We start from the raw sequence: 18,812 nt of genomic DNA, 5'->3' as shown, positions 1-18,812 counted from the left end.
TCGTGACAGCGGGACACTTACCGAGCGGCTCGCGCGGTTGATTGGCTGGTCACACAACGCCGGAGTGATCCGGACGCGCCGCCGATCCGAAACGAGAACCCATGCGAAAGCCCGTGCGAATCGTGCTCACCACCCTCGGTGTCCTGGTCGCTGTTCCGGTGCTCCTGCTCGCGACCACCACCGTGGTGAACGTCGTGGCGACGAAGTCCGAAGCCTCCTCGATCACCAGTTACGGGCAACTCGTGCCGGTGGACGGCAAGCAGATGAACGTGGTGGTCGCGGGCAGCGGTGCCGAGACGATCGTGCTCCTGCCCGGCCTCGGCACCGCCGCCCCCGCGCTCGACTTCCAGCCGCTGATCACGGAACTCCGGAGCACCTATCGGGTCGTCGCGGTCGAACCGTTCGGCACCGGCCTGAGCGACCCCGCCGACACCGACCGTACCGCCGCGAACATCACCCGGGAGGTGCACGAGGCGCTCCAGCACCTCGGCATCGACCGATACGTGCTGATGGGCCACTCGATCGCCGGGATCTACGCCCTGACCTACAGCGCCAGCTACGCCGACGAACTCGTCGCCTTCGTCGGCATCGACAGCAGCGTCCCCGACCAACCCGGCTGGGACGAGCCGATCCCGACCGGGGTGATCGTCGGCCTGAGCAAGCTCGGCATCACCCGTGCGCTGGCGGCGATCGCCGACGACCCCTACGCGGGCCTGCCCTACGACGAGCGGACCAGGAAGCAGCTGCGGTTGCTCAGCGCGAAGAACACGGCGGCCCCGACCATGGTGAACGAGATGGCGCACGTCTCGGCGAACTTCGCCGCGGTCAGCGGGAAGACCTTCCCGAAGGGGCTGCCCGTCCTGTTGTTCGTACGGTCGGACGACCCCGACGTGGCGGACTGGGTCGCGCTCCACGAGCGGCAGGCGGCGAGCGTCGACACCGGTCGGGTCGTCCTCCTGGCGGGCGACCACTACCTGCACCACACCCTGTCGCCGGAGATCGCGCAGCAGACCAGGGCTTTCCTGGCGGCGCGGTCGCTACGCTGAGCCGGTGACGGACACCTGGCCGGGTGCACCGCGGGTGACCGCCGACCTCAGGGCGATGCGGCTGTTCACGGTGTTCTCCCTGGGGCTGGGGATGCTCGTCGGCGGCTTCGTGCAGGTGGTGCTCGGCGTGGGCACGGCCACCGGCGTGCGGGCGGTCACCCTGATGGTCGCCACGATCGCCGCCGTCCTGGTCGCACTGGCCGCGATCCCCCTGCTGCTCCGGGCCCCCGACGAGGCGACGCCCCGCCACCCACTCGTCCTCGTGCTGCTGGCGCTGTCCGGCGCGGTGTGGGTGCTGGCAGTCGTGCCACCGTTCGCGGGCTGGGGGTGGGCGTTCACGCTCGCGATGGCGGGCGGGGTGCTCAGTTGCCTCGTGCGTGGCTGGTGGCGGGCGACGGTGATCCTCGGTTGCTGGGCCGCGATCGGTCTCGGCGGCCTCATCGGGGTGCTGGCCACGCCGCGTGCCGCCGTGGCGTGGCGTGCCGAAGCGGGTGCCGAGGCCGTCGTGATCAGCACCCTCGCGCTGGTCACGCTGCTGCCCCTGAGCGCGGTCTGGGTGCTCCAGGTGGTACTGCGACTCGAACACGCCCGCCGGCTCGCGTCCGACTTGGCGGTGGCGAAGGAGCGGCTCCGGTTCGCCACCGACCTGCACGACATCCAGGGCCACAACCTCCAGGTGATCGCGTTGAAGAGTGAACTGGCAGAGCGCCTGCTGCCCGACCGACCCGAGCGCGCCGGCCGGGAGATCGCCGAGATCCGCCGGATCGCGCAGGTGGCCCTCGACGACACCCGCGCCGTGGTGAACGACTACCGCACCGTCACCGTGGCGGCGGAGGCGCGCAACGCGGCGGCGGTGCTGCGTTCCGCCGGCATCCGCTGCACGGCCCGCATCGAGACACCGGACCTGCCGGTGGCTCTCGGCGCGGTGTTCGCCGTCGCGATCAGGGAGGCGGTGACGAACGTGCTCCGACACAGCAGGGCGACCGAGGCCACCCTCGAACTCGTCCGCGTCGCGGCGGAGTACCGACTGACCGTCACCAACAACGCCGCAGGCGTGCCGCGTCGCGACGGAACGGGCCTGGCCGGTCTCGCCGAACGCGTCGCGGCCCAGCGCGGAACGGTCGAGACCACCCGCGAGGACGACACCTTCATGCTGATCGTCCGGGCCCCCGTGCCGGACGCCGACGTGCCGGACGCTGTTCCGGAAGCGCCGACGCCGCCGGGGAGACGAAGGGGGCTCCGCCGGTGATCCGGATCGTGATCGCCGACGACGAGGAACTCATCCGGGGCGCGCTCGTGGCGTTGCTCTCCCTCGAACCCGACATCGAGGTCGTCGCGGATGTCGCCGATGGCGAGGCCGCAGTGGCGGCTGCCGTCGCCCACCGCCCCGACCTGACCCTGCTCGATCTCGAAATGCCCGGACTCGACGGGGTCGACGCCGCCCGACGACTGCTGCGTCTCGTCGCGACGCAGGTCGTCATCGTCACCCGCCACGCCCGACCGGGCACGTTGAAGCGTGCGCTGAGTGCCCGGGTGCACGGCTTCGTGCCGAAGTCCACCCCGGCGTCGGAGCTGGCCAGGATCATCCGGTCGGTCGCCGCAGGCGAACGCTACATCGATGCGCGCCTCGCCGCGTCGGCACTCACCGAGCAGGAGAGCCCGCTCACGCCCCGGGAGATCGACGTGCTGAGGCTGACCCGGGACGGCCTGCCCACCAAGAACATCGCGCGGCAGCTCGGCCTCGCCCACGGCACCGTCCGCAACCACCTCTCGTCCGCGATGGCGAAGTTGAACGTCGAGTCGCGCAGCGCCGCCGCCACGATCGCCTGGGAACACGGCTGGATCTGAGCGTGGCAACCTGTCGGGAGCTGCGCCGTCGTCGCTTTTCGCAATGTCGCCGATGTTGCGGTATCGAAGCGACGTCGATACCGCAAGATCGGCGACACTGAGTCGATCATGCGATCGCGTCCGACGATCGTCGCCTTCTCGCCGTAGGGAGCCAGAGGAGCGGGCGTCACGCATTCGGTGCTGCCGTGTACCGTCCGTGGTGGCAAGTCTGCTGGTTCCGGCCGGCAGGGATCTCGTGTCACCGGGGAGCACGCTGATGCCTCGTCGCCCAATTCCTGCTGATCCGTCGATCGGTGATCGTATTCGCGCCCGTCGGGAGTTGCGTGGCTGGAGTGTGCGGTACGCGGCCAGTCGTGCCGGCATCTCCCACACGTCGTGGTCGCGCATCGAACGGGGGCAGCAGCGCACCGACCGGTACATGGTGGTGGATCTGGCGGCGGCCCTGGAGTGCTCGGTGGTCGACCTGACGGGTCAGGCGTACACGCCGGCTGACCGGCAGCTCGACGCCGCCCGGATCGACGCCGAGCGGGTCTGGCGGATCATGATGGACACGCCGCTGACCAAGCGCTCCGGCGCGACGGCGACTGTCGAACAGGTGAGCCGCGAGGCGTCGCTGGTGCGTGGTCTGTACGGGCGGTGTGACTACGCGGGCGCGCTGCGCCGGCTGGTGGATCTCGTCCCGGCGATGCACGCCCTGACCGACCGGCGGGCCGCGTTGTCGGAGATGGTGCCGGTGTACGGCGTGGCCATGGGTTCGCTGCTGAACGTCAGCTATCCCGCCCACGCCTGGCTGGCCGCAGAACGTTGCGTCGAGGCTGCCGAACTGCTCGATGATCAGGTGGCGGTCGGGGTGGCGGCGGCCAACCGGGCGCGGGTGTCGGCCTACTCCGGGGCCTACGGGCCGGCCCGTGCGTGGTGCGATGCGGCGGCTGCCGATCTTGCCGGTAGCGCCGCCGACGGGGCGTTGGACGTGTTGGGGTTCCTGCACCTGGCGCGGGCGCATCACCTCGCCGGCCTACGGGACCAGACCGGTGCCGAGGAACATCTCGCCGAGGCCGCGCGGATCGCCGCGCACACCGGGGAGACCGAGAACTGGGATCTCGCCTGGGGGCCACGGAACGTGCTCCTGTGGACGATGGCTTTCCAGCTCGACACGGGCCGCCCGGAGTTGGCGATGCGGACGGCGGCGGGTGTGGAGTTGGCGGGTCTGCCGGCGGTGCGGCAGGTGTACTTCTGGCTCGACATGAGCCGGGCCGCAGAGGGGGTCGGTCGGGACCGGGACGCCGTGCGGATGCTGCTCGCTGCGGAGCGGGTCGGGCCGCAACATGCCCGCTCGTCGGTCGCCGCCCGGGAGACGGCACGGTCGCTGCTGCGCAAGGGGGCGACCTCACCCGAGCTGCGAGGGCTCTGTGAACGCATGAGTCTGACCACGAGTGGTGCGTAAGCGTTCCAGCCCTTCACGTGCTCTCCGTAGCGTCCTGGTCACGGTGTGGTGGTACGTCGTCGATCCTCCGGCGCTGCTGTCGCCATGCCGCTGATCCGGCGCGGTGGTGACGTTCTCCCGAGCACATCGCCGCGCCCCTTCCGAAGGGGACGATGCAGATGGGTGGCGTGGACAGTGATCGGGGCGTAAGCCGGGGTGAGCAGATCCAGGCGGCGGAGCGGGAGGCGGCGCGGCAGCGGCTTCTCGCGCAGGCCGAGGCGGAGCGGATACCGGTGGAGGAGACGACCCGGGCGGTGCCGGATCGGCGGTGGCGTCGTGGACGGTAGCGAGTTGTTGCCGGTGGGTCGGCGGGTGGCGTACTGGCGGGGGCGGCGCAAGCTGTCGCAGCAGGTGTTCGCCGATCGGCTGGGGAAGTCGAAGAGTTGGGTGGACAAGGTCGAGCGGGGTGTCCGGACGCTGGACAAGGTGTCCATTCTTGAGGACATCGCCGCCGTGCTGCGGATTGACGCGAGCGTTCTCCTGGGCCGGGACACCCAGCCGGCCGAGGTGTCCGGTCAGGTCGAGGGGGTCGAGCGGGTCCGGGAGGCGTTGTCGACGTACGACGTCGTGGTGGGTCGGCCGGCAGCGCCGGGTCAGGCATTGTCGGCGGACCGACTGGCACGGGACGTCACCCACGCCTGGGTGACGTTCCAGCATGCCCGCTATCCGCAGGTGACCGGGATGCTCCCGGGCCTGTTGGTCGCCGCGCAGCGTGCCCACGCGGATGATCCGGCGGCGGGACGGTCGGTGTTGGTGCAGGCCTACCGGCTCACCGCGTCGCTGCTGGTCAAGCTTGGTGAGGTGGATCTGGCGTGGTTGGCCGCCGACCGGGCGATGACCATCGCGGCCGGTGACGCGGTGCTGGTGGCCACCGTTACCGTGCAACTCGGCCAGGTGCTGCGTGCCTCGGGGCGGGTGCGGGCGGCCAGGTCGACGGCGTTGGCTGCCGCGTACCGGATCGCCCCGCCCGACCCCGACGACGCGCCCGCTGCGGAGCTGTCGCTGTGCGGGACGCTGGTCGTGCAGGCGGCGTTGGCCGCCGCCCGGGGCGGCGACGACCAGGCGACGGCCCACCTGCTCGACGAGGCCGCCGCGATGGCGGCCCGGGTCGGCGACGGGCACGACCATTATCGGACCGGGTTCGGGCCGGTCGCGGTGGACCTGGCGCGGGCCGCCGCCGCTCTCGACCTGGGCCACGCGGATGATGCGGTGGCGTGGCACGAGAAGACCGTCACCCGTGACGCCTGGCGGTGGCTACCCGCCGAACACCGCGCCGCGCACCTGCTCGACACCGCCCGCGCCTACCTGCACGCCGGCGACCCTGGCAACGCCGTCTGCGCTCTGCTCGCTGCCGAGCGCACCGCACCCTACGAGGTGCGCCATCGACCGGCTGCCCGCGCGGTGCTCGCGCGACTCGTCCACGATCCGCACGCCCCCGCCACGATCATCCAACTCGCCACCGCCCTCAAGGTGGCCTGAGCATGACCGCACCGTTCCTGTCCCTGGCCCAGATCCGCAACCGCCTGACCCTCCAGGCCCGCCACGCCCTCCGCAACCCACACCCCGCCCCCGCTCCCCGCGACCCATCCCCGGCCTCCGCTCCCCGCGAAGACCCACGCCCGGCCTCCGACGACCGCTGCCCGCTCTGCGGCGCCGTCGCCGGCCAAGCAAGATCGTGCTATTTCCTGGTTGTAGTGGCCTCCGGGCGTAGCGAAGCCACTACAACCATGTCAACACCGTTGCGTTAGGTGGAACGGCTGTTCGTCACCCAGCGCTGCCTCGCCGATCATGGAGTTGTGCTGGGTAACAGAACGCCCGTAAAACCCCCAAAGTCGGCACCACCACTCCATGATCGGCGAGCGGGCCCACCCCGCTCCCCGATCGGGCACTTCCTGTCCCGGGTTGACCAGCCACCCACGGCGTTAACGCAACGGTGTTGTCCTGGTTGTAGTGGCCTCCGGGCGTAGCGAGGCCACTACAACCATGTTCGAGCGTGACCTTGTGGCACGGTCCCCCGCCTGCGTCGGGGTGGTCCCGGCGTGCGTCGGGGTGACCGCCGCCTGCGTCGGGGTGACCGCGGCTGACGACGTCAGGGGCGACGGCGCAGGGTCGGGTCGGTCAGCGCCGGCACCCGGTAGCCGGCGTCGGCCGGGTTGACGTCGTGGCCTGGCCGGACCAGTGCGTCGATCCGGTCCAGCACGTCGGCCGGCAGCCCGGCCGGCTCCCCGGCGGGCAGTTGGCTGCGCAGCTGGGCCAGGGTGCGCGGGCCGATGATGGCGCTGGTGACCGCCGGGTGGCTCAGCACGAAGCCGAGCGCCAGCTCGATCAACGTCAGGCCGCTCTCGTCGGCGAGCGTGGCCAGCTCGTCGACCAGGGCGAGCTTGCGGTCCCGGGCGGCGGCGTCGCGGAAGTCGAAGTGGTCGCCGTTGCGCCCGGCGCGGGAGTCCGCCGGCACGGCCGTCGACCGGTACTTGCCGGTCAGCCAGCCGCCGTTGAGCGGGCTGAACACCAGCACACCGAGCCGGTACCGGGCGCTGGTGGGCAGGGCGGCGGCCTCGACGCCCCGGGTCAGGATCGAGTAACCGAGCTGTTCGGTGGTGAAGCGTTCCCGCTGCCGGCGCTCGGCCACCCACTGCGCCTCGACGATCTGCTCGGCCGGGAACGCCGAGGTGCCGATCATCCGGACCTTGCCCTCCCGGACCAGGTCGGACAGCGCGCCGAGGGTCTCGTCGACGTCGGTGAGCGGGTCGGGCCGGTGCACCTGGTAGAGGTCGATCCAGTCGGTGCCGAGCCGGCGCAGGCTGCCTTCCACCGCCTGCCGGATCCAGCGGCGGGAGTTGCCGCGCCGGTTGCGGTCGTCCCCCATCGGCTCGTGGAACTTGGTGGCCAGCACCACGTCGTCGCGCCGGCCACGCAGCGCCCGGCCGAGGATCTCCTCGGACTCGCCGTGGGCGTAGACGTCGGCGGTGTCGACCAGGTTGATCCCGGCGTCGAGCGCCTCGGCGACGATCCGGTGGCACTCCTGCTCGTCGGTGTTGCCCCAGGCGCCGAACATCATGGTGCCCAGGCAGAGGGTGCTCACCTCGACCCCGGTCCCACCCAGTCTGCGGTACTGCATGATCCGATCGTCCTCCCGTACGCGGTGTAGCCCCCACGCTGGCATGCCGGCCTGCCGGCGGCACCGTCCCGGCGCGTCGAACCCGGCACGCCGGCTTTGTGTCCCCGGCACATCGACCCTGCCGCCGAACAGTGAATAGGCTGGTAGACGCGATAGTGATGGACATTTCGGTATGGTGGAGGTAACAGTGGCGAGCGGCCTGACCCAAGCCCGGTGGACGCACGTGGCGTTGCCCACCGGCGACCTCGACAAGGCGATCTCCTTCTACACGACGCTCACCCCGCTGGTGGTCGTGGAGCGGTTCGCCGACGCCGACGGGGAGAGTGTCTGGCTCTCCAACGACAAGCAGGCCGACACCCCGTTCGTGCTGGTGCTCGTCTCCTTCAACAAGGACAAGGGCGGCCAGCTCGGTCTGCTGCACCCGTTCGCGCACATCGGCATCGAGGTGCCGCAGCGCTCGGACGTCGACGAGATCGCCGGGCGGGCCCGCGAGCTGGGTTGCCTGCACTGGGAGCCGCGCCAGATGCCGCCGCCGGTCGGCTACATCTGCGCGCTGAAGGACCCCGACGGCAACGTCATCGAGATCTCCCACGACCAGCAGGTCTTCGACACCGTGCGGCGTCGGTGGGGGAGCTGACCGCTGCGTCCACCCGCGCCGCCGTACTGCGGTACCTGGCGGCGTTGAACGCCCACGACGCCGATGCCGTCGCCGGCTGCGTCAGCGCCGACTTCGTCAACGAGCACACCGCCGCCCTCGGGCGGACGGTGGTCGGCCGGGCCCGTTACCGGGCCCGGCTCGACGGCTTCCTGGCCGAGTTCGTCGACCTGCGCTACGAGGTGGAGGAGCTGCTCGCCGACGGTGACCGGGCGGCGGTGGCGTACCGGATGTCGTTCCGGCTGGCCTCGGCCGGTCGCGCGCCGGTCCGGATCCGCGGCGTGTTCCGGTTCCGGGTCGACGCCGACGGCCTGATCGCCCACCGGGTCGACTACTGGGACAGCGGCGAGGTCCACCGTCAACTCGCCGACGCCACCGGACCGCCGCCCGCCCCCGGTTCGGGGGCGGGCGGCCCGGCGTAGCCCGACCCCGAACCCGGCGTGTGGTGGTGTCCGTGTCGCCGGATGCGGTCCGTGCTCGGTAGAGTTCGCCTTTCGGTGGACGGCGAGTGCGAGGTGACGCGGTGACGGGCGGAGTCGACGAGCCGGCCGGTGACGCGCCGGCGATCCAGACCGTGCAGCGGGCCGCCACCATCCTCCAGGCGTTCTCCGTCGAGCGGCCCCGGCTCACCCTGGCCGAGCTGACCGCCGACCTGGCCATCAGCCGGGCCACCGCGCACCGGTACGCCCGTGCGCTGCGGGCGGCCAACCTGCTGCGCTTCGACGTGGCCACCGCCACCTACACGCTGGGTCCGCAGGTCCTGGCGATGGAGGCCGCCGCCCGTGCGGCGCTGCCGATCGTCACCGCCGCCGAGCCGCACCTGGACCGGCTCACCCGGCTGACCAACCAGACCTCGGTGCTCAGCGTGTGGAACGGCGAGGCGCCGACGGTGGTCCGCTGCATGGACAACACCAGCGGTGACGTGCGGTTGAGCGTGCGTACCGGCTCGCCGTTGGATCTGCTCCGCTCGGCGCAGGGGCGGGTGTTCTGCGCCTACCTGTCGGCCGCCGAGGCGCCCGCGGTGGCCCGCCAGCTGCGGCTGTCGGCGGGGCTGCGGGCGGTGGTCGAGCAGGTCCGCCGGGACGGTTTCGCCGCCAACTCCCCGGAGGATTTCGGGGTACGGGTGCTTGCCGCGCCGGTGTTCGAGCGTACCCAGGTGGTGGCCGCGCTGGCGGTGCTGGGCACCAGCACGGCCCTGTCCGGCGCGGTGGAGGTCGCCGCGGCGGACAGCCTGCGGCTGGTGGCCCGGGAGTTGTCCGAGGCGCTCGCCGCCTACTGACGACGGCCCGTCAGCGGCGACCGTTGCCGCTGGCCGGGGGGTGACCGTTGCCGGCGGCGTGCGGGTGGTGGCCGTTGCCGCCGCTGCCCAGCTCGGCGGTGACCACGGCGGCGGCGCGTTGCAGGGCGATGGCGAGCGGGCTGTCGGTGCCCTCGGGGACCGAGGTGGTGGTGCCGACGATGGCCATGGCGGCGATGAGGGTGCTGCCCCGGAAGATCGGCGCGGCGATGCTGCGGACCCCGTTGGCCGAGGGCGTGTTGGCCGAGATGCCGGTACGCCGGATCTTGTCGATCTCGCGGCGCAGTTCGCCGGAGGCGGCGATCTCGTCGGCCAGCCCGGGGACGTCGGCCTCGGGGAGGAACGCGCAGAACACCCGGCCCTGGGCGGACTCGGTGCGGGACAGCCGCGAGCCGGTGCGCACGCTGACCCGGATGACCCGGTCGGTGTTGTCGTCGGCGCGGACCACCACTGCGGTGTCGCCGTCCCAGACGCTCAGCACGACCGTCTCGTCGATCTCGCGGACCAGCTGCTGCATGCGTGGCCCGGCGATGCTGATCACCGGCATCGCCGCGCGGGCGGCGGCGGAGAGGGTCAGGATCTGCGGGCCGAGCGAGTAGAGTCCCTCGCGCTCGTCGTAGCGCAGCAGGTTGCTCTCCCGCAGCGCCTTGGTGTAGCGGTGCGCGGTGGCCTTGCTGGTGCCGAGGCTGGCGGTGAGTTCGTTGAGGCTCAGGCGCGGGCGGGCCGCGGTGAACGCGTTGAGGATGACCGCCGCGCGCTGCACGGTCTGGATCGCCGGTGAGCTGGGATCAGCGCTCTTGACCGGCGAAGGGGCATCGTCCGCCATCTGGATTCCTTTGTGCGCAGAGTGAGACAGTATCATGGCATATGACACGTCAGCCTGTCGATGCCTGCTGGTGTCGCAGCGCGATTTCCGCGTACAACCGGGCGAAACGCACCAGCTCCGGCAGGGCGTACCGCTCCCGTCGGGGGTCGGCCGGGTCGGGGGGTAGCGCCGGGGGGCCGAGCCGGACGGTGGGTACCCCCCGGCCGCGCAGCACCACCCCGTCGGTCGACCCGGTCCAGCCGCGCAGCGCTGCCGCCGGTCGCCCGTGGGCGGCGAGCCAGGCGTCCTGGGCGTGCCGGCAGATCGGGGCGTCCGGCGCGGTGGCGGCGGACGGGTGGACCGGGTGAGCGGCCACGGCCAGCCCGCAGCCGGCCAGCGGGGTGTCCCGCAGCCGCCGGACCAGGGTCGCGCGCAGCGCGTCGGTGATCTGCGCCGGATCGTCGCCGGGCACCGTGGTCAGGTAGAGGTGGAGGTCCACCGCCCCGGGCAGCAGGTCGGGTTTGCCCGGTTGGCCGGCCCGGACCGCCCCGATGCCCAGCTCCGCGCCGACCTGGGCGTCCGGATCTGCCCGGCGGGCCAGGTGGACGCGGCGGAACTCCTCCAGTGCCTCGATGATCACGCCGAGGTGGGTGAGCAGGCCGCCGGGCGGGGTGGCGGTGTCCCGGAACAGTGCCGGATGGAACCCGCTGGACAGCCGTACCCGCAGGAACATCGCCCCGGGCTCGGCGGTGAGGATACCCGGCGGGCTGGTCTTGGCCACGATCGCGGCGGCCGGCAGCGGTCGGTCGCGCAGGTGGTGGAGCACGCCGCCGGTGGTGGGGGCCGGCGCGACGCCGTCGTCCGGCCCGGCGTCGGGGTCGTGGCGGTGGGTGCCGGTGGCGGCGAGCAGCAGGGTCAGCCGGTGCGGACGGCCGGCCGCCCGGCAGGCCTCGGCCGCGGCGGCGTAGCCGACCAGGGCGGCGGCGGCTGCCGCCCGGGCCACCCCGAGGCCGAAGCCGCTGACGATGTCGCCGTCCGGGCCGGGGAGGTCCAGCGCCGGGGCGGGGGTGTGCCGGCCGGTGATCGGGGCGTCGAAGTCCACGCCGCCGGTCAGCGAGGTGTCCAGGTGTGAGTAGATCAGCAGTTCGGGGCCGTCGCCCGGGTCGGAGCCGCCGACCAGGTTGGCGCTGTCCGGCGTGGTCGCGGTGTGCGCGAGCGGGTCGACCCGCCAGGTCAGCTCCGGCCAGCGGGTGGCGGCCCAGTCGGCGACCCGCTGCGCGGTGGCCCGCTCCCGACCGTACGGGCTCGGCTGCGCGGCGAGCGCCGCCAGCGCGTCGCCCAGGGTCGCCGCGTCGATCGCCTGGTCGGCGGCGTGGCGCAGCGCCGCCAATGCCTCGTCGGCCATCCGCGCTCCTCGGTCCGCGTGACTTCATTCAAGATGACGTCTCGTATGTTGACATACTCTGCGACAAGTCTCTAGCGTGACCTGACACCAACGACATCGCCCCGCATCCGGCGACGTCGCGCAACGGGCCCGGCGCGCCGGATCGGCTGCGCGTGCCCGACCTGCCACGTCGGCGCGGATGCGGCCGGCCGACCGAACCGCAGGAGGACCGATGACCTACGTGGTCACCGACGAATGTGTGGACGTACAGGATCGGTCCTGCGTCGAGGAATGCCCGGTGGACTGCATCTACGAGGGCGACCGGATGATGTACATCAACCCCGACGAGTGCGTCGACTGCGGGCGCTGCGAGCCGGTCTGCCCGGTCACCTCGATCTTCCACTTCGACGACCTGCCCGCCGACCGGGCCCGCTTCGGCCCGATCAACGCGGAGTTCTTCACCGAGATCGGCACCCCGGGCGGCGCCCGCAAGATCGGCCGGGTCGGCCACGACCACCCGGCCGTCGCGGAAAGCGCCGGCTGATGGCCGAGCGGCACGAGGTCGACCTCGCGATCATCGGCGCCGGCCCGGCCGGCCTCTACGCCACCTACTACGCCGGTTTCCGCGGGATGAGCGTGGCGGTGATCGACTCGCTGCCCGAGGCCGGCGGGCAGATCGCCGCCCTCTACCCCGAGAAGGCGATCTACGACATCGCCGGGCTGCCCGCCGTCCGGGGCCAGGAACTCGTCGACGCCCTGCTCACCCAGGCCGCCACCGCCAAGCCGACGTTCCTGCTCGGGGAGAGCGCCGTCGAGCTGACCTGCGCCGAGGACCACGTGCTGATCGGCACCGACACCGGCACCCAGGTCCGGGCGGCGGCGGTGCTGCTCACCGCCGGCATCGGCACCTTCACCCCCCGGGAGCTGCCGGTCGGCAGCGACTACCTCGGCCGGGGCCTGCGCTACTTCGTCCCCCGGCTGGAGGAACTCGCCGGGCAGGAGGTCGTGGTGGTCGGCGGCGGTGACTCCGCAGTCGACTGGGCGCTGGCCCTGGAGCCGTACGCCCGCAGCGTCACCCTGGTGCACCGCCGGCCGCAGTTCCGCGCCCACGAACGCAGCGTCACCCAGCTGCACGACTCGACAGTGCGGGTGCTCACCCCGTACGAGGTCTGCGGGATCGACGGGGAGCACACCGTCGACGCGGTGCACCTCGCCGAGGTGCGTGGCGAGGGCCGGGAGACGCTGCCCGCCCAGGCGGTGGTGGCCGCGCTCGGCTTCATCGCCGACCTCAGCGCGATGGAACGCTGGGGCCTGGAGATGCGTCGCCGCTACGTCGCGGTGGACCGGTCGATGCGGACCAACCTGCCCCGGGTCTTCGCCGCCGGCGACATCACCGACTACGACGGCAAGGTACGCCTGATCTCGGTCGGCTTCGGCGAGGCCGCCGCCGCCGTCAACAACCTGGCCCCGCTGGTCAACCCGGCGCTCGGCACCGTTCCCGGGCACTCCTCGGACGCGGCATGACCGCCCCGACGCCCACTGGCCCGCACCTGGTCGCCACCCCGTACGGGCTGGGCCGGATCACCGGCGACGATGTCGAACTGCTCGACCTGCCGTACCCGGACGTGGCCGCCCTGCTGCGCGCCGGCCTCGGGCTCACCCCGGCCGCCGAGGCCCGGGTCCGTCGCCGGCTGCCGCTGGAGACCCTGGTCGGTGACCTGCGTGCGCCCCTGGCCGGCACCCGGGCGGTGTGGGGGGTCGGGCTGAACTACCACTGCAAGGCCCGGACCACCGGCCGCGCCCTGCCCACCCAACCGGTGCTCTATCTGAAGTCGCCAGGCGCCGGCTCCGGCCCGGGGGACACCGTGCCGCTGCCCGAATCGGTCAGCAACCAGCCCGACTACGAGGGGGAGGTCGCCCTGGTCGTCGGCGCGCGGATGCACCACACGCCGGTCGCGCGGGTCTGGGACCACCTCGCCGCCGTCACCGCGGCCAACGACCTGACCGCCCGGGACGTGATGGTCGCCACGGGCAGCCCCACCCTGGCCAAGAGCTTCCCCGGCTTCGGTGCCCTGGGCGCGTCCGTGCTCGGCCTGGGCGCGGTCGCCGACCGCGACGCCATCGGCGTGCGCACCACGGTCAACGGCGAGCTGCGCCAGCAGGCCAGCACCGCCGACCTGATCTTCCCGGTGCCCGACCTGCTCGCCTGGATCTCCCGGTACGTCGTGCTGGAACCCGGTGACGTGGTGCTCACCGGCACCCCGACCGGCACCGGCCAGGACCGGGGCTGCTTCCTGCGCCCCGGTGACCTGGTGGAGGTCACCGTCGCCGGGGTGCTGCCCCTGCGTACCCGGTTCTCCGCCGAGAGTCCGGACCACCCCGCGCCGGCCGCCGTCAGCGCGTCGACCCACTCGCTTCGCACAGAGAGCCCGATGTCATGAGTGAGAATTCCGACCGGTACGACCTGGTGCTCGCCGGTGGCCAGGTGTTCGACGGCGAGACCGGGGCCAGCCGGGTCGCCGACGTCGCGGTGACCGGCGACCGGGTGGCCCGGATCGCGCCCGGCCTCGCCGCCGACGCCGCCCAGGTGGTCGACTGCACCGGCCAGTACGTGCTGCCCGGCCTGGTGGAGGCGCACACCCACATCTTCGCCGAGGTCTCCAAGGTGGGTGCCCCGCCGGACGAGGCGCACCTGCACCGGGGCGTCGTCGCCGCCTGCGACGCCGGCACGGTCGGCGCGTCCACCTTCGCCGCGTTCGAGCGGTACGTCGCCGAGCCGGCCCGGATGCGGCTGGTGAACTTCCTCAACGTCTCGGTCCTCGGCCTGATCGACTTCCGGTTCGGTGAGCTGATCAACCCGGACACGCTGGTCCCCGAGGACGCCCTGGCGGTGGCCGAGGCGAACCCGCACCGGGTCCGTGGTTTCAAGATCCGGCTCTCCGAGGACGTCGTCGGGCTGGACTGGCGTCCGCTGCTCAAGCGGTCGCTGGCGCTCGCCGCCGAGGCGGGCCTGCCGCTCATGATCCACATCGGTGAGACGCCGGAGCCGCTGCCGGTGATCCTGCCGCTGCTGCGCCCCGGCGACGTGGTGGCGCACTGCTACACCGGCAAGCCGTACGGCATCCTCAACGACGGCGCCGTGCTGCCCGAGGTCTACGCCGCCCGCGAGCGCGGGGTGCTGTTCGAGTCCGCCCACGGCAAGAGCAACCTCAGCTTCGACGTCGCCCGGCCGGCGATCGCCCAGGGCTTCCTGCCCGACGTGGTCACCTCCGACACCAGCGCCCGCAACTGGCGCGGCCCGGTCTTCGACCTGGTCACCAGCATGGCCAAGCTGCGGGCGATGGGGATGACCCTGGAGCAGTTGGTGCCCCGGGTGACGTCCGCGTCGGCCCGGCTGACCGGCCTGGACGCCGAGGGCTACGGCACCCTGGTCGAGGGCGGCCCGGCGCACGTCACAGTGCTGGCCGAGGCCGAGGAGGCGGTGCTGCCCGACGCCGCCGGCAACAAGATCACCGCGCCCCGGCTGGAGCCGAGCCTGGTGCTGCTCGCCGGCGAGCAGGTGCCGACCGTGCCGTGGCGCGGCCTGCCCGCCACCGGCGCGTGACCCGCTGATGTCCGCCGAGTCGCAGCCGGGGCGTGCAGCGCCGACGTCCGTCGAGTCGCCGCCGCCCACCGGCGTGCACGCCGCCCGCGCCCGGCTGCGGGCGGCGTTGCGCGGCGGCGGGCAGCTCGTCGGCACCTTCGTCAAGCTGCCCGGGGCCGACGTGATCGCCCTGGCCGCCCGCTCCGGCCTCGACTTCGTCGTGATCGACCTGGAGCACTCCGGCCTGGACGAGCGGACCGCCACCGACCAGCTCCGGCTCGCCGCACTGGCCGGCCTGCCGGCGCTGGTCCGGGTGCCGGCCGTCGACCCCGGCCAGGTCAACCGGCTGCTGGAGGCCGGGGCCGCCGGGGTCCAGCTCTCCACCGTCCGCCGCCGCGCCGACGTCGAGGCGCTGCGCGCGGCCAGCCGGTACGCCCCACACGGGCGGCGCAGCATCAGCCTGGCGCACCCGTCGGCAGGGTACGGCGTCGACGGCCTCGACAGGTACCTGGCGGCGGAGGCCGAACACCCGCCCGTACTGGTGGCCCAGATCGAGACGGCGACCACCGACGACCCGCTGCCCGCCCTGCTGACCGGGGTGGACGTCGGCTTCGTCGGCACCACCGACCTGGCGGTGAGCCTGGGCCTGTCGACCACCGACGACCAGGGGCCACTGCTGCGGCGCACCTGTGACGTCGCCGACGCGGCGCGTGTCACCGGGACCGCCCTCGGCGGCTGGGTCGCCGACCGCTCCGCCGCGGCGCTGGACCGGTGCGGCCTGACCGACGCGCGGTACCTCGTCGTCGGCTCGGACCTGCACCTGCTCGGCACCGGCCTGCGTCGGCTCGCCACACCTGCCCGACCCGCCTGAGAAGGGACGCGTTCACATGCTCAATCCGCAGCTGTACGGCATCTCGGTCAACTGGGACGACATCCCGGCCACCGAGGTCCGTCCCGGGGTGCGCCGCAAGGTGTACGCCACCGACGAGGTCCTCTTCGCCTGGCACGAACTCGCCGTCGGGATGGACCTCAACCCGCACCACCACGACGACTTCGACCAGCTGGTGCTGATCCTCGGCGGCCGGTGCAACTACTACGTCGACGGCGTACCGCACCCGATGGGGCCGGGTTCGCTGCTGCTGGTGCCGCGCGGCGCGGAGCACTACATCGAACCGACCGAGGGCCCGTGCATCAACGTGGACGTCTTCGCCCCGCCCCGGGCGGACTTCCTGCCGCACGCCTGGCGTCCCGGGCAGGGCTGACCGGGATGACCGACATCGTGGTGGTGGGCAGCCTCAACGTGGACGTGGTGGTGCCGCTGCACGAGCTGCCCGCCCCCGGCCAGACCGTGCTCGGCGCGGCCGACCACCGGCGGGCCGGCGGCGGCAAGGGCGCCAACCAGGCGGTCGCCGCCGCCCGGCTGGGTCGCCGGGTGGCGATGGTGGGCGCGGTCGGCATCGACGCCGACGGGGACTGGCTGCTCGGGCTGATCGCCGCCGAGGGGGTGGTCACCGACGCGGTGCTGCGCGCCCCCCGGCCGACCGGGCAGGCGATCGTGCTGGTCACCGCCGACGGCGACAGCACCATCGCGGTGAGCTCGGGGGCCAACATGTGGCTCGCGCCCGAGCATCTCGCCCCCCTGCGTGACCTGCTCGGGTCGGCGCGGGCGGTCCTGCTGCAGCAGGAGGTCGACGCCACGGTGGTGGCCGAGGCGGTACGGCTGGCGGAGGGCCTGGTGGTGCTCAATCCCGCCCCGGCCCGCCCGGTCGACCCGGCGACCCTGGCCCGGGTCGACGTGCTGGTGCCCAACCGGGGTGAGCTGGCCGCCCTGGCCGGCGTCCCGGTCCCAGTCGGGACCGACGGGTTGGCCGCGCTGGCCCGTTCGCTGGGCACCCGGGGGCCGGTGGTGGTGACCCTCGGCGGCGACGGCGCGCTGGTGGTGACCACCGACCGGCAGTGGCTGGTGCCGGCCGAGCAGGTCGACGCGGTGGACGCCACAGGTGCCGGGGACACCTTCTGCGCCGCCCTGGCCGACGCGCTGCTCGACGGCGCGGCGATCGACGAGGCGGCCCGCTGGGCGAGCCGGGCGGCGGCGGTCACCGTCACCCGACCGGGGGCGATGGCCGCCGCACCCCGCCGCGCCGAGGTCTCCACCACTGCCTGAGCTGTCCGTCGCCGGGCTCGGCCCCTGGGCCGGGCCGGTCGTCCGGGCGTTTCCCGTCGCAGTCCGACGTTCGCGTCCGCTGCGTCCGGTCCTGCCGCCTGTCGTGCTACTCGCGGCGACGGAGCGGCCCGGCTCCGGCCGGCTGCGTCCGCCGCCCTCGGTCTGTCCCGGCCGGGGGCGGGCGGCGTGGCCGTGGGTGGGGTGACGGCTCGGGTGCCGCCCCGCGCACCGCAGTGGAGGCGCGCCGTCGGCCGACCTTCCCGGTCCCGGCCCGCGCACCGCAGTGCAGTGCCACGGGCCGGGAAGCACAGTCAGAAGTGGGCCGGGAAGTCGGCCTTGCGGATCAGGCAGTGGATGCCCTTCACCCCGTCGACGACCTGGCTGACCTCGAAGTCGGCGGCGGCGCTGAGATAGGCCAGGGCGGTCTGCGGGGGCATCCCCTGGGTGCTGACGAGGAAGCCCACGGCGGCCCGGACGGCCCGGCGCATCGCCTCGTCGAGGTCGCCGTGCAGGCCGACCGGGAGCCAGTGGGTGTCGGTCTCGCCGAAGGGACCGTCGACGTCGCCGAGCAGCCGGCCCGCCTGCGCCCGGGGGACGACCGACAGCCGCAGGGTGGCCCGCAGCGGTGCCTCCAGGGCGGTCAGCGCCACCTCGCCGTCGCCCTGGGCGTAGTGCGGGTCACCGGCGTAGAAGCCCGCCCCGGGCAGTTGCACCGGCAGGTAGAGGGTCGAGCCGACCTGGAGTTCGTTGATGTCGAGGTTGCCGCCGAACGCACCGGGCGGCACCGAGTGGACCGGGTCGTCGGTGTCCACGGCGACGCCCATCAGGCCGAGGAAGGGGGCCAGCGGGAAGCGGGCGGCCCGACCGTCGCCGTACGGCAGGGTGCCGCACAGCCGGCCGCCGTGCTGGACCACCTCGGTGAAGTGGCTGACCGTGCCGTACTCCCGGGGGCCGTCGCCGTCCGGGCCGGAGTCGGGCGGGGTGAGCGGGTACTCGCCGGGCAGCGCGCCGTAGCCGTGCCGGCTGCTGATGAAGCCGTACGGGGCGCGGACGAGCAGGTCGACGACCTCGACCCGGAGCAGGTCGCCGGGCTCGGCCCCGGCCACCGCGATCGGGCCGGTGACCACGTGCGGGCCGTCGGCGTCGTAGTCGTGGGCGACGTCCGAGGCGGCCAGGTCGCGGGCGTCGGTGAGCACCTGGTCGCTGGCGACGTCGAACTGCTTGAGGTAACCGACGGGGTCGCGGCCCTGGTCCTCCAGGATTCCCTCGTGGCTGAGCGTGTCGATGGTCACGGTCTCGCCGGAGCGGACCCGCAGCACGGGCTCGTGCCGCCGGTTCGGCAGCCGGCCCCACAGGCAGGTCTCCGGGGTGCTGGGCAGGTAGTGGGTTCCACCGATCGGGCCATCGTGCGGCTGGAGCATGACATCCT

General features: G+C 73.1%; 20 protein-coding genes. 16 read left to right on the top strand and 4 right to left on the bottom strand.

Features of this window, described 5'->3' with window-relative positions; all coding sequences use genetic code 11:
• Window positions 1-101 precede the first annotated feature (101 nt).
• From OHQ87_RS12695 to OHQ87_RS12670, 6 genes are all read left to right on the top strand, one after another.
• Window positions 102-1,046, top strand: a complete 945-nt coding sequence (locus OHQ87_RS12695) for an alpha/beta fold hydrolase (protein WP_328348097.1) — start codon at window positions 102-104, stop codon at window positions 1,044-1,046.
• A gap of 4 nt (window positions 1,047-1,050) precedes the next feature.
• Complete coding sequence (locus OHQ87_RS12690; protein WP_328348095.1) at window positions 1,051-2,295, top strand: sensor histidine kinase; 1,245 nt, start codon at window positions 1,051-1,053, stop codon at window positions 2,293-2,295.
• On the top strand, window positions 2,292-2,894 hold the full coding sequence (locus OHQ87_RS12685; protein WP_328348093.1) for a response regulator transcription factor: 603 nt from the start codon (window positions 2,292-2,294) through the stop codon (window positions 2,892-2,894). The genes OHQ87_RS12690 and OHQ87_RS12685 overlap by 4 nt, the downstream gene beginning before the upstream one ends.
• 289 nt (window positions 2,895-3,183) lie before the next feature.
• Complete coding sequence (locus OHQ87_RS12680; protein WP_328348828.1) at window positions 3,184-4,338, top strand: helix-turn-helix domain-containing protein; 1,155 nt, start codon at window positions 3,184-3,186, stop codon at window positions 4,336-4,338.
• A 167-nt stretch (window positions 4,339-4,505) separates the two neighbouring features.
• Window positions 4,506-4,664, top strand: a complete 159-nt coding sequence (locus OHQ87_RS12675) for a hypothetical protein (RefSeq protein WP_328349131.1) — start codon at window positions 4,506-4,508, stop codon at window positions 4,662-4,664.
• Window positions 4,654-5,856, top strand: a complete 1,203-nt coding sequence (locus tag OHQ87_RS12670; RefSeq protein WP_328348091.1) for a helix-turn-helix domain-containing protein — start codon at window positions 4,654-4,656, stop codon at window positions 5,854-5,856. The genes OHQ87_RS12675 and OHQ87_RS12670 overlap by 11 nt, the downstream gene beginning before the upstream one ends.
• A gap of 610 nt (window positions 5,857-6,466) precedes the next feature.
• Here OHQ87_RS12670 and OHQ87_RS12665 read toward each other — a convergent pair.
• Window positions 6,467-7,495, bottom strand: coding sequence for an aldo/keto reductase (locus OHQ87_RS12665; protein WP_328348089.1), 1,029 nt, complete (start codon window positions 7,493-7,495; stop codon window positions 6,467-6,469).
• Window positions 7,496-7,667: 172 nt separating this feature from the next.
• Between OHQ87_RS12665 and OHQ87_RS12660 the strand changes: the two genes are divergently transcribed.
• The 3 genes from OHQ87_RS12660 (at window position 7,668) to OHQ87_RS12650 (ending at window position 9,429) form a co-directional block, all read left to right on the top strand.
• Window positions 7,668-8,132 (top strand): VOC family protein, encoded by a 465-nt coding sequence (locus tag OHQ87_RS12660; RefSeq protein ID WP_328348087.1) that lies wholly within the window; start codon window positions 7,668-7,670, stop codon window positions 8,130-8,132.
• On the top strand, window positions 8,120-8,572 hold the full coding sequence (locus OHQ87_RS12655; RefSeq protein ID WP_328348085.1) for a nuclear transport factor 2 family protein: 453 nt from the start codon (window positions 8,120-8,122) through the stop codon (window positions 8,570-8,572). Before OHQ87_RS12660 ends, OHQ87_RS12655 begins: the two co-directional genes overlap by 13 nt.
• 101 nt (window positions 8,573-8,673) lie before the next feature.
• Window positions 8,674-9,429 (top strand): IclR family transcriptional regulator, encoded by a 756-nt coding sequence (locus tag OHQ87_RS12650; protein WP_328348083.1) that lies wholly within the window; start codon window positions 8,674-8,676, stop codon window positions 9,427-9,429.
• Window positions 9,430-9,439: 10 nt separating this feature from the next.
• Here the strand turns inward: OHQ87_RS12650 and OHQ87_RS12645 are convergent, their stop codons facing one another.
• Window positions 9,440-10,273 (bottom strand): IclR family transcriptional regulator, encoded by an 834-nt coding sequence (locus OHQ87_RS12645; RefSeq protein WP_328348081.1) that lies wholly within the window; start codon window positions 10,271-10,273, stop codon window positions 9,440-9,442.
• Between the two features lie 49 nt (window positions 10,274-10,322).
• Entirely contained in the window at window positions 10,323-11,657 is a 1,335-nt protein-coding gene (locus OHQ87_RS12640; protein WP_328348079.1) for a hypothetical protein, read from the bottom strand.
• 211 nt (window positions 11,658-11,868) lie between these two features.
• Here OHQ87_RS12640 and fdxA point away from each other — a divergent pair, with 211 nt between their 5' ends.
• From fdxA to OHQ87_RS12605, 7 genes are read left to right on the top strand one after another with little or no spacing between them, the layout of a single operon-like run.
• Window positions 11,869-12,180, top strand: coding sequence for a ferredoxin (gene fdxA, locus OHQ87_RS12635; protein ID WP_328348078.1), 312 nt, complete (start codon window positions 11,869-11,871; stop codon window positions 12,178-12,180).
• Entirely contained in the window at window positions 12,180-13,160 is a 981-nt protein-coding gene (locus tag OHQ87_RS12630) for an NAD(P)/FAD-dependent oxidoreductase (RefSeq protein WP_328348077.1), read from the top strand. The genes fdxA and OHQ87_RS12630 overlap by 1 nt, the downstream gene beginning before the upstream one ends.
• A complete protein-coding gene (locus OHQ87_RS12625) occupies window positions 13,157-14,077 on the top strand; it encodes a fumarylacetoacetate hydrolase family protein (protein ID WP_328348075.1) in 921 nt (306 codons plus the stop codon). The genes OHQ87_RS12630 and OHQ87_RS12625 overlap by 4 nt, the downstream gene beginning before the upstream one ends.
• On the top strand, window positions 14,074-15,240 hold the full coding sequence (locus tag OHQ87_RS12620; RefSeq protein WP_328348073.1) for a hypothetical protein: 1,167 nt from the start codon (window positions 14,074-14,076) through the stop codon (window positions 15,238-15,240). The genes OHQ87_RS12625 and OHQ87_RS12620 overlap by 4 nt, the downstream gene beginning before the upstream one ends.
• A gap of 7 nt (window positions 15,241-15,247) precedes the next feature.
• Window positions 15,248-16,090, top strand: coding sequence for an aldolase/citrate lyase family protein (locus OHQ87_RS12615; RefSeq protein WP_328348071.1), 843 nt, complete (start codon window positions 15,248-15,250; stop codon window positions 16,088-16,090).
• A 16-nt stretch (window positions 16,091-16,106) separates the two neighbouring features.
• Window positions 16,107-16,481 (top strand): cupin domain-containing protein, encoded by a 375-nt coding sequence (locus OHQ87_RS12610; RefSeq protein WP_208570005.1) that lies wholly within the window; start codon window positions 16,107-16,109, stop codon window positions 16,479-16,481.
• A gap of 5 nt (window positions 16,482-16,486) precedes the next feature.
• Window positions 16,487-17,383 carry a ribokinase gene (locus OHQ87_RS12605; protein WP_328348068.1) on the top strand — a complete coding sequence of 299 codons (897 nt, stop codon included), beginning with the start codon at window positions 16,487-16,489 and terminating at the stop codon, window positions 17,381-17,383.
• Window positions 17,384-17,694: 311 nt separating this feature from the next.
• On the opposite strand, the gene OHQ87_RS12600 is transcribed toward OHQ87_RS12605, so the two are convergent.
• Window positions 17,695-18,804 (bottom strand): acetamidase/formamidase family protein, encoded by a 1,110-nt coding sequence (locus OHQ87_RS12600; protein ID WP_328348066.1) that lies wholly within the window; start codon window positions 18,802-18,804, stop codon window positions 17,695-17,697.
• Window positions 18,805-18,812: the final 8 nt, after the last annotated feature.

The organism is Micromonospora sp. NBC_00421, from assembly GCF_036017915.1.
Taxonomy (GTDB): Bacteria; Actinomycetota; Actinomycetes; order Mycobacteriales; family Micromonosporaceae; genus Micromonospora.
Note: the sequence above shows the minus strand (reverse complement) of the source record. Positions and strands in the feature narration are given on the sequence as shown.

Bases quoted from the DNA above. Each gene is read 5' to 3' on its own strand.
- OHQ87_RS12695 (WP_328348097.1), top strand. From the start codon at position 102: ATGCGAAAGCCCGTGCGAATCGTGCTCACCACCCTCGGTGTCCTGGTC.
- OHQ87_RS12665 (WP_328348089.1), bottom strand. From the start codon at position 7,495: ATGCAGTACCGCAGACTGGGTGGGACCGGGGTCGAGGTGAGCACCCTC.
- OHQ87_RS12660 (WP_328348087.1), top strand. From the start codon at position 7,668: ATGGTGGAGGTAACAGTGGCGAGCGGCCTGACCCAAGCCCGGTGGACG.
- OHQ87_RS12645 (WP_328348081.1), bottom strand. From the start codon at position 10,273: ATGGCGGACGATGCCCCTTCGCCGGTCAAGAGCGCTGATCCCAGCTCA.
- OHQ87_RS12640 (WP_328348079.1), bottom strand. From the start codon at position 11,657: ATGGCCGACGAGGCATTGGCGGCGCTGCGCCACGCCGCCGACCAGGCG.
- fdxA (WP_328348078.1), top strand. From the start codon at position 11,869: ATGACCTACGTGGTCACCGACGAATGTGTGGACGTACAGGATCGGTCC.
- OHQ87_RS12630 (WP_328348077.1), top strand. From the start codon at position 12,180: ATGGCCGAGCGGCACGAGGTCGACCTCGCGATCATCGGCGCCGGCCCG.
- OHQ87_RS12625 (WP_328348075.1), top strand. From the start codon at position 13,157: ATGACCGCCCCGACGCCCACTGGCCCGCACCTGGTCGCCACCCCGTAC.
- OHQ87_RS12620 (WP_328348073.1), top strand. From the start codon at position 14,074: ATGAGTGAGAATTCCGACCGGTACGACCTGGTGCTCGCCGGTGGCCAG.
- OHQ87_RS12615 (WP_328348071.1), top strand. From the start codon at position 15,248: ATGTCCGCCGAGTCGCAGCCGGGGCGTGCAGCGCCGACGTCCGTCGAG.
- OHQ87_RS12610 (WP_208570005.1), top strand. From the start codon at position 16,107: ATGCTCAATCCGCAGCTGTACGGCATCTCGGTCAACTGGGACGACATC.
- OHQ87_RS12605 (WP_328348068.1), top strand. From the start codon at position 16,487: ATGACCGACATCGTGGTGGTGGGCAGCCTCAACGTGGACGTGGTGGTG.
- OHQ87_RS12600 (WP_328348066.1), bottom strand. From the start codon at position 18,804: ATGCTCCAGCCGCACGATGGCCCGATCGGTGGAACCCACTACCTGCCC.